The organism is Thalassospiraceae bacterium LMO-JJ14 (assembly GCA_021555105.2).
Taxonomy (GTDB): domain Bacteria; phylum Pseudomonadota; class Alphaproteobacteria; order Rhodospirillales; family Casp-alpha2; genus UBA4479.
In genome coordinates, this window is record CP134604.1 from 2,542,906 (window position 1) to 2,565,732 (window position 22,827).

Here is a 22,827-nt window from a genome sequence, read left to right on the forward strand (position 1 = left end):
TATGGCAGAACAAACTACTGCGCTTGCCAAAAAAGTACCTCGCGGCAGCATTGATGCCGATGCGGTTCTGAACTCTTTGGCGAGTACCGTCATCGTCGTCGACGCCGAGAATAACATCTGCCGCGTCAACCAGGCGGCAGAGCAGCTTTTCCGGGGCAGCGCCACGTACCTGCAGGGCCAATCCATCGATAACATGATACCTGCTGACAGCCCGATTTTGGCGTTGGTCAATCAGGCGCGGCGGTTCCGCAGTGTCGTTGCCGAATACGACGTGACCCTGGAAAGCCCAAGGATCGGTTCGCACGCCGTCGATGTGCAGGTTTCATGCATCCTCGAAGATCCGGGCGCTGTCGCCATCGTCATTCAGCTCCGTTCCATCGCCGAAAAGATCAATCACCAACTCAATCATATGGGGGCCGCGCGCTCCGTCACCGCCATGGCGGCCATGCTGGCGCATGAGGTAAAAAACCCGCTCAGCGGTATCCGTGGCGCCGCGCAGCTGCTTGAGCAATCCGCCGACGAGGAAGATAAAAAGCTGACGACCCTGATTTGTGACGAAGCGGACCGCATCGTCGGACTGGTCGATCGCATGGAGGTTTTCTCGGACCGCGTGCCGCTGCAACGCGAGGCCGTCAACATTCATAAGGTTCTGGACCGCGTCCAGCGCCTCGCGGAAACGGGTTTCGGCAAGCATGTGCGTTTTCACAATCAGTTCGACCCATCCCTGCCGCCGGTCTGGGGCAATCACGACCAGCTCGTGCAGGTATTCCTCAATCTCGTCAAGAATGCCGCCGAAGCCGTCGGCAGTGTCGGCGGCGAAATCACCCTCGGTTCCGCTTACAGCCAGGGCGTACGGTTTGCATTGCCGGGACTGGAAAACAGGGTACATCTGCCGCTGACGGTCTGGGTCCGCGATAACGGCCCCGGCATCCCCGATGACATGAAACGCTATATGTTCGATGCTTTTGTCACCACGAAGCCGAAAGGCAGCGGTCTGGGGCTTGCACTGGTTGCCAAGATTATTGGCGATCACGGCGGGGTAATCGAATTCGACAGCATTCCGGGGCGGACCGTTTTCAGGATCATGCTGCCGATGTTCAAAGCAGAGAGTAAGGATGAGGAAGTAGATGTCTGAGAACGCAACGATCCTCGTCGCCGATGATGACGACAGCATCCGCACAGTGGTGACGCAGGCGCTGTCACGTGCCGGGTATGAAGTCCGCTCGACGGGCAATGCCTCGACACTTTGGCAATGGGTTGAAAACGGGGATGGTGATCTGGTCATCACGGATGTCGTGATGCCGGACGAAAACGGCCTGGATCTGGTTCCGAAAATCCGGCGCATCCGGCCGAACCTGCGCATCGTTGTCATGAGCGCGCAAAACACCCTGCTGACCGCCGTCAAAGCCACCGAACGCGGCGCTTTCGAATACCTGCCCAAGCCTTTCGATCTCAAGGAACTGGTATCCGTCGTGCGGCGCGGCCTTGAGGCGCGCTCCAAGGACCACGGCCTCAGTAGCAGCCGGGCAACGCAAGCAGAAGTGGAAGAAGCCCTGCCGTTGATCGGGCGCTCACCGGCAATGCAGGAAATCTATCGCACGCTGGCGCGGCTGATGCCGACCGACCTGACAGTGATGATCACAGGCGAGTCCGGCACCGGCAAGGAACTCGTCGCCCGCGCCTTGCATGACTACGGCAAGCGCAAGGGCAAACCGTTCGTCGCCGTCAATGTCGCCGCGATACCGCGCGATCTGATCGAAAGTGAGCTTTTCGGCCATGAAAAAGGCTCGTTCACCGGCGCCGTCAACCGCTCAACAGGGCGCTTCGAGCAGGCCAACGGCGGGACCCTGTTTCTCGATGAAATCGGCGACATGCCGATGGAAGCGCAAACCCGGCTTTTACGCGTACTGCAGGAAGGTGAATACACCACTGTCGGCGGGCGCACCGCAATCAAGTCGAATGTTCGCGTCGTCGCCGCCACGCACCACGACCTCAAGCGCCTGATCCGCCGCGGACTGTTCCGCGAAGATCTGTACTTCAGGCTGAACGTCGTGCCGATCCGTCTGCCGCCGCTGCGCGAGCGGGCCGAGGATATTCCCGAACTGGTCAGGCATTTCCTTGGACGTGCCGCCAACGAGGGATTGCCGTGGAAAATCATCGAGCCCGATGCGCTTGAGCTTCTGCAGCAGCACGCTTGGCCCGGCAACGTCCGCGAGCTGGAAAACATGATGCAGCGCCTTGCTGCACTGTATTCGGAAGAAGTAATCGACGCCGAAATTATCAACACCGAACTGCATGACGGGCAGGGGCAGACGGAAAAAACCGTTACCCAAAGCGGAGGTCTCGCCGATGCGGTCGATGCGCACATGAAAAATTACTTCAGTGCCCATGACGGTGTCTTGCCGGCAGCCGGGCTTTATGGCCGGGTCCTCAGGGAAGTCGAACGCCCGCTGATCATGCAGACCTTGCAGGTGACACGCGGCAATCAGGTCAAGGCATCGGAAGTGCTGGGGCTGAACCGAAACACACTGCGCAAGAAAATCCGCGAACTGGGTATTCCAATCATCAAGGGGTCCGAATGAGCGGGGCTGAAACCAGCAGAATACGCGGCTGGCTTTCGAACAGCAGCCTGCAACGCCGGTTTGCGTTTCTTCTGGCCATCGCCGCCGTTGCTTCCGGAATTGCGACGGTTGCCCTGATGACCGATACCGCTGCCGTGCGCGAACGTGTCGAGGAACTGCGCTGGCTTCTGACCATCGACGGTATCCTGCTTCTGCTTTTGAGCATTGTCGTCGGCAAGCGGGTCATCACGTTATGGGTTGCGCGCCACCGCGGCCGCGCCGGGGCAGGGCTTCAGGGCCGGCTTGTCATGCTGTTCGCGCTGATTGCCGTGACACCGGCGTTGCTTGTCGCCGTTTTTTCATACCTGTTTTTGAATTTCGGTCTCGAGGCGTGGTTCAATGACCGCGTGTCGGGGGCGCTCAGGGAATCCGTCGGTGTCACCGATGCCTACCTGAAAGAGCACCGCGAAAATATTGCCAATCAGGCTTACAGCGTCGCCTATGTCCTCAATCAGAATGCACCGACGCTGATCCGCAATCCCTGGGAATTCAACCGCGTCCTGACCGCAAACGCGACACTTCGTGAACTTCCCGAGGCTGTCGTCATTGACCGGCTCGGCAATGCCATGGCGCGGTCCGACTTCGCATTGTCGACGGTGATCGAGGAAATTCCGCCTGGCGCATTCGAGAAGGCCGACAAGGGCGAGGTCACGCTCTTGGGTTCCGAAAAGGTCGACAAGGTGCGGGCGCTGGTAAAGCTCAACCGCTTCGTCGATGCCTATCTTCTGGTCGAGCGCTTTGTCGACCCGCGAGTCTTGCAGCACATCTCAGCCATCCGCCAGGCATTTGATGAATACAAGCAGTTGGAAGCCACGCGTAGCGGCGTACAAATCAGTTTCGTGCTGATTTATACCATTGCCGTGTTCATTCTTATTCTGTCCGCGATATGGACCGGCATGACGGTTTCCGCGCAGCTCGCCGAGCCGATCACCGATCTGATCGATGCCGCCGACAAGGTATCGAAGGGGGACCTGTCCGCACGCGTCAATGCAACCGACGCCAAGGATGAAATCGCCGTGCTCAGTCACGCCTTCAACAACATGACGGGGCGGATAGATTCCCAGCAACAGGGCTTGATCGCCGCCAACATTGAACTCGATGAACGCCGTCATTTTACCGAAACCGTGCTTGCGGGGGTTTCCGCCGGCGTTGTCGGCCTGGACGCCGACACACGGATAAACCTTCCGAACCGGTCCGCGTCCAATCTGCTGGGAATGAATCTGGATGATCATATCGGTCAGAAACTGGCCGATGTGATTCCCGAACTGAACGATCTCGTGTTGCTGTCGAAGGCCCGCACGGACCGGCTGCAACAGGCGGAAATCACCATCAGGCAGGGAAGCGAGCACAAAACGTTTCTGGTCCGCGTTGCTGCCGAACGCCTCGAAGGGAGCGTCGTCGGCTATGTCGTGACCTTCGATGACGTCACCGAACTGTTATCGGCGCAACGCAAGGCGGCCTGGGCCGATGTCGCGCGGCGTATCGCCCACGAAATCAAGAACCCCCTGACACCGATCCAGCTTTCAGCGGAACGGTTGAACCGCAAATACCTGAAGGAAATCACCAGCGACAAGGAAACCTTCCAGAAGTGCACCGAAACGATCATCCGTCAGGTTGCCGACATCGGCCGCATGGTCGACGAGTTTTCGTCGTTCGCCCGGATGCCGCAGCCGGACATTAAAATGGAAAACCTGTCGGAGCTTTGCCGTCAGGCCGTGTTCCTGGAACGAAACCGCGACAACAATATCCGTTTCGATCTTCATCTCCCGGACGAGGATGTCAGGGTCCCCTGTGATTCCCGTCAGGTTGCGCGTGTGCTTACCAATGTGCTCAAGAACAGCGCCGAATCAATCCAGGGTGCACGTGAAGAAGGCGCCGAGGGTGTCGAGGGACTGGTAACCCTCAGTGTTGAGGCGGATAACGACGATCGCATGGTTGTCGTGAAGGTAAGCGATGATGGCCGTGGGCTTCCGGCGGAAGACCGCGACCGCCTGACGGAACCCTATGTCACGACCCGCGAGAAGGGGACTGGACTTGGCCTCGCCATCGTGAAAAAAATCATGGAAGAGCATGGGGGTTCGCTTAACCTGACGGATCGCTCACCACGCGGCGCTGAAGTGTCCTTGAGTTTCCCCAGGCAGGATTCCGGGACCGATACCGAGAGCCAATCAACCGCCGGCACGTCATCCGTACCGGCAAGTTAAAATAATTACAGGACCGGCAAGCAACATAGTCCGATGGCTAAAGAAATTCTTATCGTCGACGACGAACGCGATATCCGCACGCTTACCTCGGAGATTCTTCGTGACGAAGGCTTCGAAACTCGTGAAGCACGGGACTCGACATCTGCGCTGGAGGCGGTCAAGAACCGTGAGCCGGGTTTGGTGCTGCTTGATATCTGGCTGCAGGGCAGCCAACTCGACGGTATCGGCATCCTGAAGGAAATCAAAAGCCAGCACCCCGAAGTGCCGGTGTTGATGATGAGCGGACACGGCACGGTCGAAACTGCCGTGCAGGCCATCAAGTACGGTGCCTACGATTTTATCGAGAAGCCCTTTACCGCCGACCGGCTTTTGTTGCTGATCGAACGGGCCACCGAAGCCGCGCAGCTTCGCCGTGAAAACGCGGAACTCAGAATGCGGGCCGGGACCTCGCTTGATCTGCTTGGAAATTCCAGTGCCATCAAGGATGTGCGCCAGGCAGTCGACCGCGCCGCACCGACCAATTCCCGGATTATCATTTCCGGCCCACCGGGTGCCGGCAAGGAAGTCATCGCGCGTATGGTTCATGCACAATCGCGCCGTGCCGAAGGACCGTTTTGTGTCGTCAATTGCGCGGCGATGCATCCCGACCGCATGGAAACGGAACTGTTCGGCACCGAAGGGGATGCAGGCACCAGCCGCAAGATCGGCATGTTCGAGCGTGCGCACCAGGGCACGCTTTTACTGGATGAAATCGGCGACATGCCGCTCGAAACGCAGGGCAAGATCATTCGCGTCCTGCAGGAACAGATTTTCGAACGCGTTGGCGGCAACTCGCAGGTTCAGGTCGATGTCCGGGTTATCGCTTCGACCACCAAGGATCTGACGGCTGAAATCAACGCAGGCAATTTGCGCGAAGATCTTTACTACCGGCTCAACGTCGTGCCGATCTACATACCGGCACTGCTCGAAAGGCGCGACGATATCCCCGTTTTGGCCCGGCATTTCATGAACAATGCGGCAAATGCCTCCGGACAGACGGCGCGCGGGTTCACGGATGATGCTCTGGCGGCATTGCAGACCTATGGCTGGCCCGGCAACGTGCGCGAACTCAGGAACGTCGTTGAACGCTTGCTGATCATGGCGCCGGGCGATGCAGCGCAGCCGATCTCGGGGGCTATGCTGCCGCCCGAAATCATGGGCAACGCGCCCTCCGTCGATGTCGAACGCAATGCCGAAATCATGTCCTTGCCGTTACGCGATGCACGGGAAATGTTCGAACGCGAGTATCTGCTTGCCCAGGTGGAGCGGTTTGGGGGTAACATCTCGCAGACCGCGCAATTCGTCGGCATGGAACGTTCGGCCTTGCACCGGAAATTGAAATCTCTCGGTGTCCGCGGTCAGGATAAGCAGTAAGCTATTAGCAGTAAATTCGATCCAATGACGTATATTCGCAATTCAACGCAAGTTCAGGTTCGACCATGAAAATCATCGTATGCGGCGCAGGCAAGGTCGGCTCGAATATCGCCCGGCATCTGGCTCTGGAAAACCATGACGTGACCATCGTCGATCAATCGGAAAATCTGGTGCGCCAGATTTCCGATGCGCATGACGTCAACGGCGTTGTCGGACACGGCTCGCATCCGGACGTGCTGGAACGCGCAGGAATCGCCGACGCCGACCTTATCATCGCCGTCACGCTGGCCGATGAAACCAACATGGTCGCCTGTCAGGTGGCGCATTCACTGTTCGGCGTGCCGACCAAGATCGCGCGCATCCGCCACCAAAGTTATCTGCAGCCGATGTGGGCGAACATGTTCTCGCGCGACCACATGCCGATCGACGTCATCATTTCACCGGAGATAGAGGTGGCGCGCGCCGTGACCAGGCGCCTGGAAGTACCCGGCGCTTTCGAGATGATTCCGCTCGTCGACAACAAGGTGAAACTGCTCGGCGTGCGCTGCAAGGAAGATTGCCCGCTGGTCAACACACCGCTCAGACAGCTTTCCAAGCTGTTCCCTGACCTCAATATCGTGATTGTCGGGCTGATCCGCGACGGCAAGCCGGTCGTCCCCAAAGGCGAAGACCAGATGCATGCCGGTGACGAAGTCTATTTCGTCGTCGACAGCGACCAGATCGACCGCGCCATGGCGGCCTTCGGTCACGAAGAGCGTGAGGCACGCTCGTTGCTGATTTTCGGCGGCGGCAATATCGGCATGTTCCTGGCCAAGGAACTTGAAGAAAACCACGACTGGGTTCGCGCCAAAATCATCGAATCCAACAAGGAACGCGCCGAGGCGATTGCCGGCGAATTGCAGAAAACCATTGTCATTCATGGCAGCGTCATCGATCAGGATATCCTGGAGGAGGCCAACGTCGGCGGCACGGAGACCGTTGTCGCCGTGACCAACGACGATGAGACCAATATTCTCTCGAGCCTGCTGGCCAAAAAGTTTGGCTGCCGCCGCGTCCTGACGCTGGTCAACAATACGAGCTACGAGGATCTCGTCGGCTCGATCGGCATCGACGTCACGGTCAGTCCCCGCAACATCACGGTATCGAAAATCCTGCAACACGTCCGGCGTGGGCGTATTCACTCCGTGCACACGCTCCGCGCGGACTTCGGCGAACTGATCGAGGCCGAAGCCCTGCAGACTTCGGAACTGGTCGGCACGCCACTGCGCGATGCCAAACTGCCGCAAGGCGTTCTGATCGGTGCCATCGTGCGTGACGGTGCGACGATCTACCCAAGTGGCGATACGGTGATCGAAGCCGGTGACCGCGTCGTGCTGTTCGCCGCCGCCGACGTCATCCGCAAGGTTGAGAAAATGTTTTCGGTACAGCTTGAGTACTTCTGATTGGACTCAGGCCGCAATGACCACCAAACCCACAGCCATAATCTTTGATTGGGACAACACGCTGGTCGACAGCTGGCCGGTGATCCATGACGCGCTGAACACCACGTACCGTACGTTCGGGCTACCGGAATGGACGATTGAGCAAACCCGCACCAATGTCCGGGAATCCCTCCGCGACAGGTTCCCCAAAATTTTTGGCGACGAATGGGAAGCCGCTGCGGACGTGTTCTACAAACGCTATGACGAAATTCACGTCGACGCCATCAAACCGGCTGCCGGAGCCGTCGAAATGCTCGATATGCTACGCGACGCCGGGTTCTATCTGGGCGTCGTTTCCAATAAGCGGGGAGACTATCTGCGTGCCGAAGCCGAACATCTCGACTGGAACGGGCATTTTTCCGCGATTGTCGGCGCCACCGACGCCGAACGCGACAAACCCGACTCGGCCCCGGTGCACATGGCCCTCGCACCCGGCGATCATGCACCCGGACCGCACGTCTGGTTTGTCGGCGATGCCGATATCGATCTGACATGCGCCGTCAATACCGGTTGCGTGCCGGTCCTGATCCGCGAAAACCCGCCCGGGAAGGACGAATTCCCGATCCACCCGCCGGTCCATTATTTCGCGAGTTGCCAACAGCTTTGCAATTTTCTGCAGACGATGTAAGCTCCTTCGCTTGTCTGAAATAATTCGCGCCTTATGGCCGAAAACAACCTAAAATCCGCCGTTTTTGGCGGCTAAAAACAGGGGGAATAAAAGAATGTCCGCGGATAAACCCCAAAATGTGCAGGACGTTTTTCTTAACTTCATTCGCAAGAACAAGACGCCAGTCACCGTTTTTCTGGTCAATGGCGTCAAGCTTCAGGGCATCGTCACCTGGTTCGACAACTTCTCGGTTCTGTTGAGAAGGGACGGACATACGCAGCTTGTCTACAAGCATGCGATTTCGACGATCATGCCATCGACGCCCGTTCAGTTGTTCGAGCCGGAAAAGGACGACGCTGCCGAGGATGCGTGAGTAAGCAAGGCGCAGGCGGCGGTATCGATCGGCGTCCGCATCGCGAACGCTGCATCGTCGTGCATCCGGAAGTCGGCGCCGACGAACCGGATGGCAGGGAACGCGAGGCCCGGCTTGAAGAAGCCGTCGGTCTTGCCATGGCCATTGACCTCGACATCGCGCACGCCGAAGCCTTCACGATCAAGCGGCCGAAGCCGTCGACACTGATCGGCGGCGGTGTCGTCGAGCGGATCAGTGACGTTCTGGATGAGCTTCATCACGCCGACGAGGAAGCACCGAAACCGGTGATTATCGTCGATGCGCAACTGACTCCGGTACAGCAACGCAACCTTGAACGCGCCTGGGAGGCCAAGGTACTCGACCGTACCGGGCTGATCCTGGAAATTTTCGGCGCGCGTGCGCGAACGCGTGAAGGCCGACTTCAGGTCGATCTGGCACAGCTAACCTACCAACTGGGGCGGCTGGTGCGGTCGTGGACCCACCTGGAGCGCCAGCGCGGCGGTGTCGGCTTCATGGGTGGCCCCGGCGAAACCCAGATCGAGACCGACCGGCGATTGATCCGCCAGCGCATCGACAAGCTCAAGAAGGATCTTGCCGACGTATCGCGAACCCGTGACCTGCATCGTTCGGCAAGGCGGCGCGTGCCGCATCCGGTGATCGCACTGGTGGGCTATACCAACGCCGGTAAGTCGACGCTTTTCAACAGGCTGACCGAAGCCGATGTAGTCGCGAAAGACCAGCTTTTCGCAACCTTGGATCCGACCATGCGCGGCCTGAAACTGCCAAGCGGCCGCGACGCCATCATTTCCGATACCGTCGGTTTCGTGTCGAACCTGCCGCATGAACTTGTGCAGGCCTTTCACGCCACGCTGGAAGAGGTCATCGAAGCCGATGTCATCGTCCACGTCCGCGATGTCGCCCACCCCGACACCGAAGCGCAGAAGGCCGATGTTTTAAAGGTCATGGCCGAGCTGCACGTGGTGCCTGCCGGCCCGGCCGCCAACGATGACGACGCGACGACGGCCAAACCGGTGCTCGAAGCGCTCAACAAGATCGATCTGCTGGACGACGAGCAGCGTGAATACGTTACCAACCGGGCGCGCTTCGGCAATCAGGCGGCCGTGCCGATCTCGGCCTGGACCGGGCAGGGGTGTGCGCAACTGCTGGATGTCGTCGACGATATTCTGACCCGCCACTACCTGAGCCGCCACATCGCGCTGCCGTTCGAGAACGGCGCGGCACTGGCGTGGCTGTATGAGCGCGCCGAGGTGCTGTCCAGGGAAGATGACGAAGACGGTGTGCATCTGGAATTGCGTATCGCCCCGGATGTTGCCGCCAGATTCGAGCAAAAGTTCGATACACCGCTGCAGCCGTGATGACGGCGCGGGCACATGCACACTTGTCAATTTTTGCCGTGACCCGACCGCCCCGGCACCATACAAGGATGCCTCTACTAGTAGAGGAGGGGCAAATGGCGACACGTGAAGCCCAGCACAAATGGCGGCTGACCAATCGCTATGTGAAGCGCCAGCTCAATGTCATGGCGCGCGAGCACATTCACCGCAGGCTCGACGAGTTTGCCGCAAAATTCAGCCTGCGCGGCAAGGGCGAGGCCGTGACATTTTCAACGTTCGTGACCCACGCCCTGATGCAACGCAGCGAATTTTCCGACGAGGCGCGCAAGATTCTCGAAGACGCCGCCGCCGCCTATCACCGCGACAGGGACTTGTATATCAACTGATGAAACGTGTTCTCGACCAACCTGAGAAAGTCCTCGATATCATGCGCGGGGTTGCCGACGCGGAAATCATGCCGCGCTTCAAGACCCTTGAGGCGCATGAAATTTCCGAGAAAAAACCCGGCGATCTTGTAACCATTGCCGACAAGGAATCCGAAGCCGCCCTGACCCGGTATCTGCAGAGCCTGCTGCCCGGCAGTGTCGTGATCGGCGAGGAGGGGCATCATGCCGACCCGGCGACGTTGAACGCGCTTGGCGACCCGGGGCCGGTGTGGATCGTCGACCCGGTCGACGGCACCTATAATTTCGCGCACGGCAAATCGCCGTTTACGGTGATCGTCGCACTGGCCGAAGACGGTGAAACAAAAGCCGGCTGGATTATCGATCCGGTACGTGGCGATGCGGTTTGGGCCATTCCGGGCAGCGGTGCCATGCAACAGGACGCTGCGGGAAAATCCACGGTAATTCACCGGCCGGAACGGACCTACGAAGCATCGACCATGACCAGCGGCCCGAAGCTGCGCTCCCGGCTGGCACGTGCCGCCGCCGAGCTGAGGACACCGTTACCCAACCTGATAGACCGTTACCGCTGTGCCGGGCGTGAATACATGGACATCATCACCGGAAAGATCGATCTGACGCGATACGGCGGCATCCTGAAACCCTGGGACCATGCCGCGGGAGCGATGATCGTCGGCGAGGCCGGGGGGCAGGCCCGGGGCATACTCAGCAACGAGCCTTACCGATTGACGGCATCGCTCGGCACGCAGTCGATCGGCGTCGTCGGCGACGGCGCGAACTGGGCGGCATTCCGCAATCTCGTCAAACGTGCCGACGAACTGGCAAATCTCTAATCGAGATTGACGGTGTCTTTGATGATGTAGTGCGGCCGGCCGCGGACATCGCGGTAAATGCGTGCGATATACAGCCCGAGAATCCCCATCCCACACATCAGACCGCCCCAGAGCGTCAGGATAAAAAAGACCCAGCCGGCGACGCTGCACGCCCAGCCGAAAAGCGCTGCCAGTCCCGTCAGGACAAGGCCGCCCAGCCCCAGTGCCGCTCCGGCCAGACCGGCATAAAGGACCAAATAAAGCGGATACATCGAAAACGACGTCAGGCCGTCGACGAATGCCTTCACCGGTCCGCGCGAAAACACACCCGGGAAATGCGATTCTCCGGCCGCACGCGGAGCGCGCCGGTAACGGACTTCGGCGCGCTCGAAGCCGACCCACTGCGTCAGACCGCGCAGATACGGCTGCGCTTCGGGTAGTTTCAGCAACTCATCCACCGCGCGGCGCGATAACAGGCGGAAATCCCCGGCCTCGATCGGCATATCGATTTCCGACAGGGAATTGATAATCCGGTATGCAACACCCGTCGCCCACAAACGGAACGCCGTTTCACCATCTCGGCTCAGACGGCGCGTATAAACCAGATCCGCGCCTTCGCGCCATTTTTCGATCAGCTCCGGAATGACTTCGGGCGGATCCTGAAGATCCGTATCCATATAAACGACAGCGTCGCCGGTGCTGTGCTTCATCCCTGCCAGCACGCACTCACCGACACCGAAATTGCGCGACATGTTGATGATTTTGATGGCTTTATCCGATTTCGCCCGTGCCATCAGGATATCCAGCGAGGAATCCAGCGAGTTGTCGTTGACGAAAATCATTTCATACGGGCAGCCCACGCCCTTGAACATAGCCGAGACACGGTCGATCAGTTCTTCAAGCACTTCGGCTTCGTTACGAAACGAAAAGACGACGGATATTTTGCTTTTATTGCCGCGCGCGTCAGTAGCCATGGGTCCCCCGGAAAATGTTGGCCCAATATCCGCCTGAAAAGCAAAGTGTCAAGGGTTGCAGCGCAGGTGCGATCAGGCGAATTCCAGGCCGTCCGGCTCATAAACGACGATCTTGGAGCCGACATTATCGATGGCGATCTTGACGGATACCAGATCCTTGAGCGCTTCGCGCACCGCCGGCTGCTTGCCGGGCTCGACGATAAACAGCATGAAGCCGCCGCCACCGGCGCCAAGCAGCTTGCCGCCCGATGCACCGGCACCGACCGCGGCGTCAAATATCTCGTCGACAAGCGGCGTCGAGACGCCATCCGCAAGCTCGCGTTTCAACTGCCAGGACTGCTGCAAAAGATCACCGAGATCGCGGATCGGGCGGTTAGCGTCCTGCAGGATCGCCTGCGCCTCATCGACCATCTGCATCATGGTCGAGAGCTGCTTTTCCCTGGCATCGATATTCTGAATCTGTTTTTCCGCCATCACGGGCGCAAGCCGCGACAGGCCGGTAAACACAAGCATCAGATGGTCTTGCAGGTCATCGCGGCGCTCGCGTCTGACCATCGCCGGCTGCACATCAAACTCGCCGGTTTTCAGGAAATCAATTCGGTTCAGCCCACCATAGGCCGCCCAGATCTGATCCTGACAGCCGACCTGTTCCTTGATGACATCATGCTCGATGCGGATCGCTTCGCGGGCCAGATACCGCTTCGAGAGCATTTTGCCGTCAAACGCCGCGAGCGCATTGGTCAGGCCGACCGTGAACGACGAGCTCGAACCCAGGCCGGAACGCGCCGGCAGATCGCCATCGTGGTGGATTTCGACACCTTCGCCGGGCTGATGCTCGCTAAGCACGCCCTTGACCGCCGGATGCTTGATCTCATCGATGGTCTTTACGTTCTCAACGACCGAATAGACGATCCGGTGCTTGTGCTCGAAAAACGGCGGCAGACGGCGGACAGATATGTAGCAGTACTTGTCGATGGCGAAACCGAGCACGGCACCGCCATGCTTTTCGTACCATTTGGGGTAGTCCGTGCCGCCGCCGAAAAGCGACACCCGGAACGGCGTACGGCTGATGATCATATTTTCCCCTCGTCGGTGGCACTTTCACCGATAACTTTGGCCGCCTGCAGCAGGCTTTCGGGCGTGCCGATATCGATAAAAGGTACGTTACCGGCATCATAAGCGGCAAGCGTTGAGGCGGGAAGTGACTGAAATACATCGCGTTCCAGCGACGGACCGTCCGTGTTTGCAACGATTTCCCACATATCGCGGGCGAACGCATACACGCCCGCATTGATCAGCCCCGGTCCGGCATCGGGATTTTTTTCCTGGAAGCTGCGAATCCTTCCCTGGCCGTCGACCTCGATCTGCCCGAAACGTCCGGCATCGTCGACGCGAACGCAGAGCAGGGAGGCGGGAGCGTGCGCGTCCACATGTGCCTGCACAAAAGCACCGAGATCGGCACCAATCCAGCTATCGCCATTCATCACAATAGACGTATCCGACTTCACCTGCGGACGGACCAGCCGAAGCGCTCCGGCAGTGCCGAGCGGCTTGTCCTCGATGACGCTCTCGACGGCAAGGCCGGTGCGGGGGTGCGCACGGACATAATCGACAATGCGCGCGGCCTGATGCCCGAGGCTCAGGATGATGCGCGTGGCCCCGAAACCCTGCAGCCAGTCCAACAGATAATCGAGGTAGGTGCGCGTGCCGATCGGCGCCAGCAGCTTCGGCACATCGCCCAGCACCGGCTGGATGCGTGTGCCGAGACCGCCGGCGAGGACGACGATGTCAGTGTTGGAGAGGGCGTCAGACATCAAACTCACTCGTCATCCCGGGCGACGCCGGACGTTTTCCGGGGGAGATCCGGGACCCATTTCGCCGCGAGCGTCATTTCGCGTCCATGGTCGTGTTGCCGGTGTTTCGATGGGTCCCGGCTCAAGGCCGGGATGACGAGAGTGGGCACAAACCTCACTCCGCGGCCTCCAGTTCCTCGACCAAACGGCGTTTCAGGCGGTGTTCGGCCATTTCCTCGATATGTTTGCGGGTATCCCAGCCGAACTGCTGCGTCACCATATCGAGGTAACGCTTGCCTTCGAAATAGTCGTGAAACGCCAGATCGCGGAAGCGCAGCACTTCAGCCGCCGAGACTTTCTCGGTCGGCAACGGGCGGCAGTCATAGCTGTGCTGCGAATAACCGGCCCAGCTTTCCGGCAAAGGCCAGTCGTTCTGGATCGCCATCGCGTACAACGGCGAACCGGGGTAAGCCATCGCCGAATAGAAATTGGCATATTCGCAATTGAGTTCGAGCGCCAGATCCAGCGTCGCCTGCATGCTTTCCATGTCGTCATCGGGCAGACCGAAGATGAAATTGCCCGCCACCTTGATGCCGGCGCTCTGGATCATCCGCACGATGCCTTTGATTTCGTCCTGATCGAAGGCCTTGTCAGCGCCGTCTCGCACCAGATCGGAGCCGGATTCGATGCCCAGCGCCAGCCACTGGAATCCAGCCTTGCGCAGCTTTTCAAGCATCTGCGGCTTGACGGTATCGACACGCGCGTAAGCCCAGATATTCAGATCGTCGATGCCGCGCTCGATAATGCCGTCGCACACCGCCATCACGTGGCGTTCGTTGAGCACGAACATCTCATCGATGATCTTGAAGGTTTTGACGCCGTATTTTTCCCGCAGCATGGCGATTTCCTCGACCACCTTCTCGGGTTTGCGCATGCGGTAGCGGTTGATATCGAACGGCGCATTGATGCAGCAGAACACACACTTGAACGGACAGCCGAGCGAGGTATAGATCGACGCATACGGCATGCGGTTTTCCAGCTCGCCGAAGCATTGCCAGTTGTGCGCCCGGTATTTGTCCATCGGCAGCAGGTCCCAGACATCGCCGTGCAATTCGGTGTCCAGGTCCTTGATCAGCGGCGCCGGCGGATTGATTGTGAATTCACCGTCCTTCATCCAGACCAGACCCGGCACGTCCGAAAGGGCTTCCGGTGTCGATCCGGCGTCGATGGCGGCCAGAAGACCGGTCACCGTTTCCGGCCCTTCACCCTTGCAGGCATATTCCGCCGCTTCCTCGTTCAGCGTCTGTTCGGGCAGCGCCGAGACATGCCCGCCGACAAAGATAACCGGAATATCCGGGGTTATGTCCTTGATCGCGCGCGTGGTCTCGCCGGCGGCGACCATCTGCTGCGTCGATGCCGACGGCTGATGGCCGAACACAATCATCGCCACCAGCTTCGGGTTCAGCTCGGCGATGCGCCCGGCAACGCTTTCCGTGCCCATGCCTTCGGCTTCGGAATCCAGGATGACGATTTCGTGGCCCTTGTCGCGCACATAGCCACCGATCAGGCGGCACCACAGCGGCGGTTCGATCGCCGTCAGTTCGTTACCGAGCTGCTGGTAGATTCGCTCACGCCCACCGGGATTGACGAGCACCAGATCGGGTCGGGTCGTTGTCATGCGTTTTCCGTTTAAGTTAGTGATTCTGCGCGTTTATAGCACTTAACGTCATCCCCGCGAAAGCGGGGACCCAGTTGGGCATCACCGGGACTTACCAGGTTCCCGCTTTCGCGGGAATGACGAAGTTTGTTTTTCAGACGTTCCCGTACAGGCTGTTGCGGATCATGCGGTAGCCCTTGATCAGTTCCTTGATCCCGTCGTCGAGCGAATACGCGGGCATGAAGCCGGTCTTCTCTATTTTCTCGTTCGATACGATGTAATCGCGTTTGTCCGGGTCTTCGCCGATCGGCGCTTCCATGAACACGAAGCTGGGAATGTGCTCGTGGATTTTCTCGCACAACTCGCGTTTCGACAGGTTGGCGTCCGACAGGCCGACGTTATAAGGCTCGTTCTTCATGCTCTCGAAATTCTCAAGCCCATGCAGGAACGCACGCGCGACATCGCGGATATGGATATAGTTGCGCTTGAAGTCGGCTTCGAACAGGACAACGGCGCGGTCGTGAACGGCGCGGTAGACGAAATCATTGACCAGCAGGTCAAGCCGGAAGCGGGGCGCCATACCGAACACGGTGGCAAGGCGGAAGCTGATTGCGTTGCCGCGTTCGAGCGCCGCCGCCTCGGCCTCGACCTTGGTCGTGCCGTACAGTGATATCGGCCGGAGCGGAGTCTCTTCCGTGCAGAATTTTCCTTTTTCACCAATGCCATAACCGGAATTGGTAATCGGCATAAGGATACGCTGATCCTTCGACAGCAGCTTCAGCATCATGATCACCGCGTCGCGGTTGATGGTCTCGGTACCGATCTGATCGTTATTGCAGAGCGGGGCCCCGACCAGCGCCGCCAGCGGGATCACCACGTCGGCGTCCTTGACCAAACCCTTGATCAGGCCTTCGTCGCGGGCATCGCCGCGCACCACGTCGAAATCCGGGTTGGCGCAGACATGGGCGAGGGGGTTCTGCTTGAACATGAAATTATCGAGCACCGTGACCTTGTGCCCCGCGTCCAGAAACGCCGGCACCATGATGGAACCCAGATATCCGGCGCCGCCGGTGACCACGATGTGCAGTTTTTCGCTCATGCTTTCGTCTCTCTCCCATCGTCATCCTGAACAAGGCCCATCGGACCGTGATACAGGATCCATAAATTCACACGCCGGCACTTGCCCCGATATAGGCCCTGAATCGCGTTCAGGGCGACGGTGATGTTTTTCTCCGCTTAAGCCGGCTGCGCGGCTTCGTCCAATACCTCATGGAGCTTTCTGATTTGCGGCGTCAGATCGTGCGGGTGGTTGCCGCAGAAAAAGCCGTTGTCATGTGCGATATTGGCATTGGCGACCTCGCCAACGGTTTCATAGTCGTAAAACTCGGTCACATCGTGGCGCAGAATGCAGCCGCCGGTAATGATTCGATACCCGATATCCGCAGCCTCAAGCGCCCTGAACACGCGTTCGCGGTCAATATTCATCGCCGGATTGAGAATGATCGGGAAGCAAAAACTGGAATGAACGCCGTTTTCACGCTGGATAATGAAACGCTCGTCCGGCCCAAGGAGTTCGGTCAAAAGCGCCAGGTTCTTGCGGCGTTGCGCCGTAAATCCGGGCATTTTCTTGAGCTGCTCGCGGCCAATGGCGCCTGACATTTCCGTCGGCCGCACGTTGTAGCCCGGCAGAATGAAGCGGTAAGCCTCGAAGAAGTCATCGCTGCGGCCTTCAAAGACCGGAGAATCCTTGGGCAGATCACGCGTCCAGCCGTGCGCCCGAAGTGCCCGCATCAGATGATACGTTTCCAGGTCGTTCGTCAGGATCATGCCGCCTTCCATCGTCGCGATATGGTGCGAGAAGAAGAAGCTGAACGTGTTCACATCGCCGAACGTGCCTGCTTTTTTGCCGTTCAACTCGGCATCCAGGCTCTCGCAATTGTCTTCCATGAAGACAAGGCCGTGTTTATCGCAAAACGCACGCATCACATCCAGATCGCAGGGATTGCCGAGGATGGACACAGCAACCAGCATTTTCGTGTTCGGCGTGAGCGCGTCTTCGAGCTGCGCGACATCCATGTTGAGGGTATCAAGATCGATATCGACGATCTTCATCTTGAGACCGTACTGCTGCAGCGGATGATAGGTCGTGGCCCACGAAACGGCCGGAACAATCACTTCATCTCCGCGCTTTAACTTATTGTTTTTCTTAAAAAACTGCGCAGCAACGGCAATCAGGTTCGCGCTCGACCCCGAGTTCACCATGACGCCGTAATTCATGCCGTGATAGGCGGCGAACTCTTCCTCGAACGCCTGAACATTGGCGCCCATGGTGTACATATCGCCATCGATCACACGCTGGATCGCGGCAATTTCCTCATCGGCCCAGCTCGACGCCGCCAGCGGATAGAACATAGGGGCGTTTACTCCATGGTCCGGGTGCCTTCGGTACCCGGCTTGTCCGAATTCGGGTTGACGATGTCCGGCATGGCCGGGGTTTCCCAGCCTTCGATCGGCTCGATGAACATGTTGGCGCGGAATTCATCGCGCGGCAGGTACGGATACATGTCCTCGACCGGTGTCGACCAGCCGAAGATGCGCGGCTCATAGGTGTGATATTCGTGCATGTTGACATCGCATACGGCCGGGCCGTCAAACGCCATCACCGTATCGATCATTGTGTCGATTTCGGCATTCCTGGAGATTTCGAAGGTCTGCACATCGAACCCCTTGGCGACATTGACGAAGTTCGGCGGGTTATAACCGACCGGACCGCAAGCTTCGCAGCGGCCCTGGAAGTTGGTTTCCTGGAACGCCTTGGTGATGCCGTAGATATGGTTGTTGAGGATGAACGTCTTCACTTTCATCCCGTAGTTTTTCATGGTCTGCAGTTCCTGAATGTTCAGGATCATACCGCCGTCACCGATGATGGCGATGACGTTGCGGTCCGGGTCTGCCATCCACGCGCCCATGGCGCCGCACATGGAAAAGCCCATCGGTGCATTGCCGTTGTTGGTCAGGTACTGCTCGCCGAACTTGGTCTCGAAGGCATGCGCGACGACCACGGACGTGCCGCCCAAATCGCACACCAGAATGTCGTTGCCGCCCATTTTTTCGGACAGGCGGCGCATGAAGGCATAGGGATGCACATATTCCTGGCCCTCGAACTGGTAAGCACCGTCCTTGAACATTTCCGGGCGCACCGGATCGTACTTGATACGCCATTCACGGCACTGCGCATTCCACTTTTCGTGGGTCGGCAGGTTGCCGGCGGCGCGCTCTTCCTTGAGACGCTTCAAAAGCCGCTGGCAGAAATCCCGTACATCGCAAAGGATGTTCACATCGAACGGCACCTGTTGCAGACGCGGCTGCAGCAAAGCCTTGTCCAGATCGACGACGTATTTTTTCGCCTCGCGGGCAAAGGTGTGGATGTTGCCGCCGGTGATACGCCCGGAAATCCTGGATCCGATCCCCATCAGAAGATCCGAGTTCTGAATGCCGAAATTGCGTCCGGCACCGCCGTAAGTCCCGATCCGCCCGCCGTAATACTCGAAATCGGAGGTGATGATATCCAGCCCGTTCCACGTGGGGTAGGCGGGGACCATCGCCACTTCGGCGATTTCACGAACCAGATCGACCGCATTGCCGATCCGCGCGCCGCCGCCGACGATAAACGTCGGGCGCTCGGCCTTTTTCAGGTCTTCGATATACTGCTCGACCTGCTGGTCGACGACATCGGTGGCATAATGCACCCGCGCCGCGTCGGCATCGAAACCGAACAGTTCGTCGGGATTGATCTCGGCTTTCTGGATATCGATCGGAATATCGATCACACACGGCCCCGGACGGCCTTCCTCGGCCATGAAGAAGGCTTTCTCCATTTCGAAACGGATGTCCTTGGGATCGGTAATCATCACCGCATGCTTGGTAATCGTCTCGACGATCGACACCACATCGGTTTCCTGGAAACCGACCTGACGCACCGACGGGTCGGGACGCATGAACTGCGAATTGATGTTGCCGGTGATGAAGATACACGGCACCGATTCGTAGAAACAGTTGGCTATCGGGTTGAGCAGGTTGAGCGCACCCGGCCCGCTGGTGGCGATGGCTGCGCCCGGCACACCTTTTACGCGGCCGTAGCACTCGGCGGCAAAACCGGCGCCCTGCTCGTGCATGGTCGCCACATATTCGGTTTTTTCGGCGCGGGTAAAGGCGTCGATCAGGTGGCCATTGGCCGATCCGTAAAGAACGAAAACCTTGTCGATCCCGCGATCGCCCAGAAAATCGATGACGTAGTCAGCTAGCTTCATAAACCGTCGTCCCCATTATTGGATTTCGCTTACGGCTCATGCTCGGTCTTCGATCATTGCACGCATGCGGAAATGTACCTTCAGGATTGCCGGGGCGTATACAACATTCACCCCTTCTGGCCAAGGTCTAATCGCCTTCTAAGTCGCGGAAATGCTCAACTTGAGGCCTGTATTGCCGTTCGCGTTCAGCTTCTTTTGCGGCAGCGGTAAATATCGAAGTATTCGCGGCTTTCCGTTTTCTCAAAGGCTGCGTTAAACGAATCACGGAACGGCTGTCCATAGACGTCTTTGCCGTAATAACCGATCCAGGCATATGGCTGTTCTCCTGCGGGGATAAGCCAAATATCCGTCGCGCATCTCTCGATCATATCCAGCGTTGCCTGTGTGATCTCGATCCCCCAGACAGTGGTGTCAATGAGGATCGAGGTATCGAGGGAATAAGGATGCCCGCCGAAAACCAGCCGCGTCCGTTGAAAGGTGCGGCGATAACTCTCGTTGCTATCACCGATGCCGATTTCGATCGTTTTGTCCGCATAGGCTGCGGCGATGCTTTCGATTTCAGCGCTGACCGCGCCAGCCTCATCCCAGTTCAGGTTGCGCACAAACCGCTTTTCCGCGGGCAGGGCAATCACACTCAAAACCACACAGACGATCACAGCCGTCACCATGGCGGACGGCTTGGCAGAAAGGTGGTGCAGCCCACGCGCGGCAAGATCGAAAGCCACAGCGGCAAACGGCAGCAAATAATACATCCCGGCACCGGGCTTTTGAGCTGGGTACAACACCGCTGTCAGCGCCAGCAAGAACCCGGTCAGCAAAATGACCGTATCACGACGCTCGCCGGCGGGCAGTCCGCGCCATGCCCATCCGACAAAGAGCAAAGCCGGCAACACGTAGAATCCTGCATATCGAAGAACCTTGATCAGCCCGTCCATTGAGTTCGGCTTGTCCGCCATCAGGCCGACCAGATCGAGCATGTACTGCAGTTCGAATGCCGGAGTCAGAAAAGGCAGCGCAGTTATGCAGATCGCAACAACGACACTCACGATGCAGGCCATAATCCCGTCGCGGAACAGCATCAACAGACCGAAAGGCAGGAAGTAGATTGCTGCGAAGACCTTGAGGCCCATGGCAATGCCGATCATCACGCCGAACCCGACGGCCCGGATCCAACGCCCACGAACAGACGCATTATTGAGCCACGTCCCCAGTGCCACACAGAGCATCATGAACGTCTCCGGGCGATCCCAGATACTGGCCGGCAGGTTCACAACAACAATCGCAGCCATACAGGCGATCGTGAACGCCGCGACAGCAAGGCCACGGCGTGCCTGCGCCACGCCACTGACGGCAATGGTGAAGATCAGCGCGACAATCCCCGATGCCTTGCCGATGGCGACGGAGGCGCCAAGTACTGAAAACACTGCCGCATGGATCAGATAAAGGTAGGGCCCGTATAGGTTTGTGATCCGCGCGGCATCATTGATCGGCAGGTATATCGGGTGCCCGTCCAGCAAGCGCCATGCAAGTGCAACGATATTCGGCTCACCCGTGTCGACATATCCCGGATAAAGCAGATACGCCGTTCCAAGCGCGAGAATGTTCAGTGCGGCAAAAAGACCGACGGCAATCAGTGCATACTGGGCGGCGCGGCTTACCATCACTGTCTTAACCGGCTTCCAGGACCGTAAAACGATCCTCCTTGAGATCGGCGACGCGATCTTTATGACAGGCAAATACATTCATCTGTTGCGACAGCATGAAGCGCTGTTCGCTGGCAAACGGGACGATGGCAAGGCGGCAGTTGGCATCCGGTGTTTTTGTGCCGATATCGGGGAACACCACCGGCCCCTCGTCGGTCATAACCCGCCAGCAGGGCTGATAGAGGGCATACCCGGCATCTTCGAGAAACTTAAGGGCCCGTAGTGTACGCATCGGTTTGGCGGGGGTCAGCCAGCTTTCAACGATGATGAAGGGTTTGCTCTCCGACAGCATACGCGATGCGCCTGAAAGCGCTTCATACTCATGATCCTCGACATCCATCTTGATGACGTCGGGCCGTGCATCCAGATCGTCCAGGCGCTGCATCGGAACCTCAATACGTCCGGCGCCTTCGCGCCCGACGCCGCTGCCGGCAATACGATTAAGCCCTGTTTCCTTGTCGTGGATCGCCATCTCGGCGGTGCCGACTTGCGATGACAGCGCGATGCCGTGCACGGTGATACGGTCCTGCAGACCGAAACCGCCGATCAGCCCCTCAAGATCGGCGCGGGTCACCGGCGCCGGCTCAAAGCTGTGTATCGCGCCTTCATAGCCCGCCAGCGCAGCGGCATAGAAAGTGAAGTATCCCCAGTTGGCGCCGATATCGAAGAACGTCCGCTTGCCCCGCAACAGCGAGGAGAGCAGGGCAGAGACATCCGGCTCGTAACCCGAGGCTTCATTTTCGAAATAGAGACTGCCGAAATGCGGGTGGCGGGCATCGAAGCGGGCCTGTCGCTCACCCGATGCGGTCGACAATGACACCACCCCCTGACCACCCAGTTTCAGGACATCCTGCGCGAAATCATAAGCGAGCCGCACCGGCTTTTTGCACAATCGCTTGTTCCAGCGCTTGGCATAGGTGTGATGCGCGGCGCGGGCCAGTTTCGCGATCAAGGGCAACTCGGATGCCTTGAAGGGCTTCGCCGGCAATGCCGGGGCAATCAGGGTTTCTGTTTCCATAAGGGTTTGTCCAACATCGGCATTCACCAATCAAGCCTTACCGTCGCATTGTGCTTCTTGTTGTGTTGCTCGTTGTCTTGCTTGGGCTTTCCTGCTTTCCGC

The 22,827-nt window shown here is 58.6% G+C and carries 19 protein-coding genes; 10 read left to right on the plus strand and 9 right to left on the minus strand.

The window, feature by feature from the left end:
- Position 1: 1 nt before the first annotated feature.
- From L2D14_12015 to L2D14_12060, 10 genes are all read left to right on the plus strand, one after another.
- Positions 2-1,135, plus strand: coding sequence for an ATP-binding protein (locus tag L2D14_12015; GenBank protein WNJ98593.1), 1,134 nt, complete (start codon positions 2-4; stop codon positions 1,133-1,135).
- Positions 1,128-2,582 carry a nitrogen regulation protein NR(I) gene (gene ntrC / locus L2D14_12020; protein WNJ98594.1) on the plus strand — a complete coding sequence of 485 codons (1,455 nt, stop codon included), beginning with the start codon at positions 1,128-1,130 and terminating at the stop codon, positions 2,580-2,582. Before L2D14_12015 ends, ntrC begins: the two co-directional genes overlap by 8 nt.
- Positions 2,579-4,825 (plus strand): PAS domain-containing sensor histidine kinase, encoded by a 2,247-nt coding sequence (locus tag L2D14_12025; protein WNJ98595.1) that lies wholly within the window; start codon positions 2,579-2,581, stop codon positions 4,823-4,825. The genes ntrC and L2D14_12025 overlap by 4 nt, the downstream gene beginning before the upstream one ends.
- Before the next feature lie 33 nt (positions 4,826-4,858).
- Positions 4,859-6,238: a sigma-54 dependent transcriptional regulator gene (locus L2D14_12030; protein WNJ98596.1), complete on the plus strand. Its 1,380-nt coding sequence runs from the start codon at positions 4,859-4,861 to the stop codon at positions 6,236-6,238.
- Positions 6,239-6,303: 65 nt separating this feature from the next.
- The gene (gene trkA, locus L2D14_12035; GenBank protein WNJ98597.1) at positions 6,304-7,680 is read left to right on the plus strand and encodes a Trk system potassium transporter TrkA; all 1,377 of its coding nucleotides are present in this window, start codon (positions 6,304-6,306) and stop codon (positions 7,678-7,680) included.
- 16 nt (positions 7,681-7,696) lie between these two features.
- Positions 7,697-8,347 carry an HAD family hydrolase gene (locus L2D14_12040; GenBank protein ID WNJ98598.1) on the plus strand — a complete coding sequence of 217 codons (651 nt, stop codon included), beginning with the start codon at positions 7,697-7,699 and terminating at the stop codon, positions 8,345-8,347.
- Between the two features lie 94 nt (positions 8,348-8,441).
- Positions 8,442-8,699 (plus strand): RNA chaperone Hfq, encoded by a 258-nt coding sequence (gene hfq, locus L2D14_12045; GenBank protein ID WNJ98599.1) that lies wholly within the window; start codon positions 8,442-8,444, stop codon positions 8,697-8,699.
- 53 nt (positions 8,700-8,752) lie between these two features.
- Positions 8,753-10,075, plus strand: a complete 1,323-nt coding sequence (gene hflX, locus L2D14_12050; protein ID WNK01682.1) for a GTPase HflX — start codon at positions 8,753-8,755, stop codon at positions 10,073-10,075.
- A 95-nt stretch (positions 10,076-10,170) separates the two neighbouring features.
- Positions 10,171-10,440, plus strand: coding sequence for a hypothetical protein (locus L2D14_12055; GenBank protein ID WNJ98600.1), 270 nt, complete (start codon positions 10,171-10,173; stop codon positions 10,438-10,440).
- The gene (locus L2D14_12060; protein ID WNJ98601.1) at positions 10,440-11,291 is read left to right on the plus strand and encodes an inositol monophosphatase; all 852 of its coding nucleotides are present in this window, start codon (positions 10,440-10,442) and stop codon (positions 11,289-11,291) included. Before L2D14_12055 ends, L2D14_12060 begins: the two co-directional genes overlap by 1 nt.
- Here L2D14_12060 and L2D14_12065 read toward each other — a convergent pair.
- The 9 genes from L2D14_12065 to L2D14_12105 all read right to left on the minus strand — a co-directional run bounded on the left by L2D14_12065 (position 11,288) and on the right by L2D14_12105 (position 22,725).
- Positions 11,288-12,244 (minus strand): glycosyltransferase family 2 protein, encoded by a 957-nt coding sequence (locus L2D14_12065; GenBank protein WNJ98602.1) that lies wholly within the window; start codon positions 12,242-12,244, stop codon positions 11,288-11,290. The two genes, L2D14_12060 and L2D14_12065, sit on opposite strands and share 4 nt — an antisense overlap.
- Before the next feature lie 72 nt (positions 12,245-12,316).
- A complete protein-coding gene (locus L2D14_12070) occupies positions 12,317-13,321 on the minus strand; it encodes a kinase (protein WNJ98603.1) in 1,005 nt (334 codons plus the stop codon).
- Positions 13,318-14,058: a nucleotidyltransferase family protein gene (locus L2D14_12075; GenBank protein WNJ98604.1), complete on the minus strand. Its 741-nt coding sequence runs from the start codon at positions 14,056-14,058 to the stop codon at positions 13,318-13,320. Before L2D14_12075 ends, L2D14_12070 begins: the two co-directional genes overlap by 4 nt.
- Before the next feature lie 154 nt (positions 14,059-14,212).
- Positions 14,213-15,715, minus strand: a complete 1,503-nt coding sequence (locus tag L2D14_12080; protein WNJ98605.1) for a radical SAM protein — start codon at positions 15,713-15,715, stop codon at positions 14,213-14,215.
- Positions 15,716-15,848: 133 nt separating this feature from the next.
- A complete protein-coding gene (locus tag L2D14_12085) occupies positions 15,849-16,793 on the minus strand; it encodes an NAD(P)-dependent oxidoreductase (GenBank protein WNJ98606.1) in 945 nt (314 codons plus the stop codon).
- 137 nt (positions 16,794-16,930) lie between these two features.
- Positions 16,931-18,106, minus strand: coding sequence for a DegT/DnrJ/EryC1/StrS family aminotransferase (locus L2D14_12090; GenBank protein ID WNJ98607.1), 1,176 nt, complete (start codon positions 18,104-18,106; stop codon positions 16,931-16,933).
- A gap of 8 nt (positions 18,107-18,114) precedes the next feature.
- Positions 18,115-20,004 carry a thiamine pyrophosphate-binding protein gene (locus tag L2D14_12095; protein ID WNJ98608.1) on the minus strand — a complete coding sequence of 630 codons (1,890 nt, stop codon included), beginning with the start codon at positions 20,002-20,004 and terminating at the stop codon, positions 18,115-18,117.
- A 185-nt stretch (positions 20,005-20,189) separates the two neighbouring features.
- Complete coding sequence (locus tag L2D14_12100) at positions 20,190-21,668, minus strand: hypothetical protein (GenBank protein ID WNJ98609.1); 1,479 nt, start codon at positions 21,666-21,668, stop codon at positions 20,190-20,192.
- 4 nt (positions 21,669-21,672) lie between these two features.
- The gene (locus L2D14_12105; GenBank protein ID WNJ98610.1) at positions 21,673-22,725 is read right to left on the minus strand and encodes an FkbM family methyltransferase; all 1,053 of its coding nucleotides are present in this window, start codon (positions 22,723-22,725) and stop codon (positions 21,673-21,675) included.
- Between the last annotated feature and the right edge of the window lie 102 nt (positions 22,726-22,827).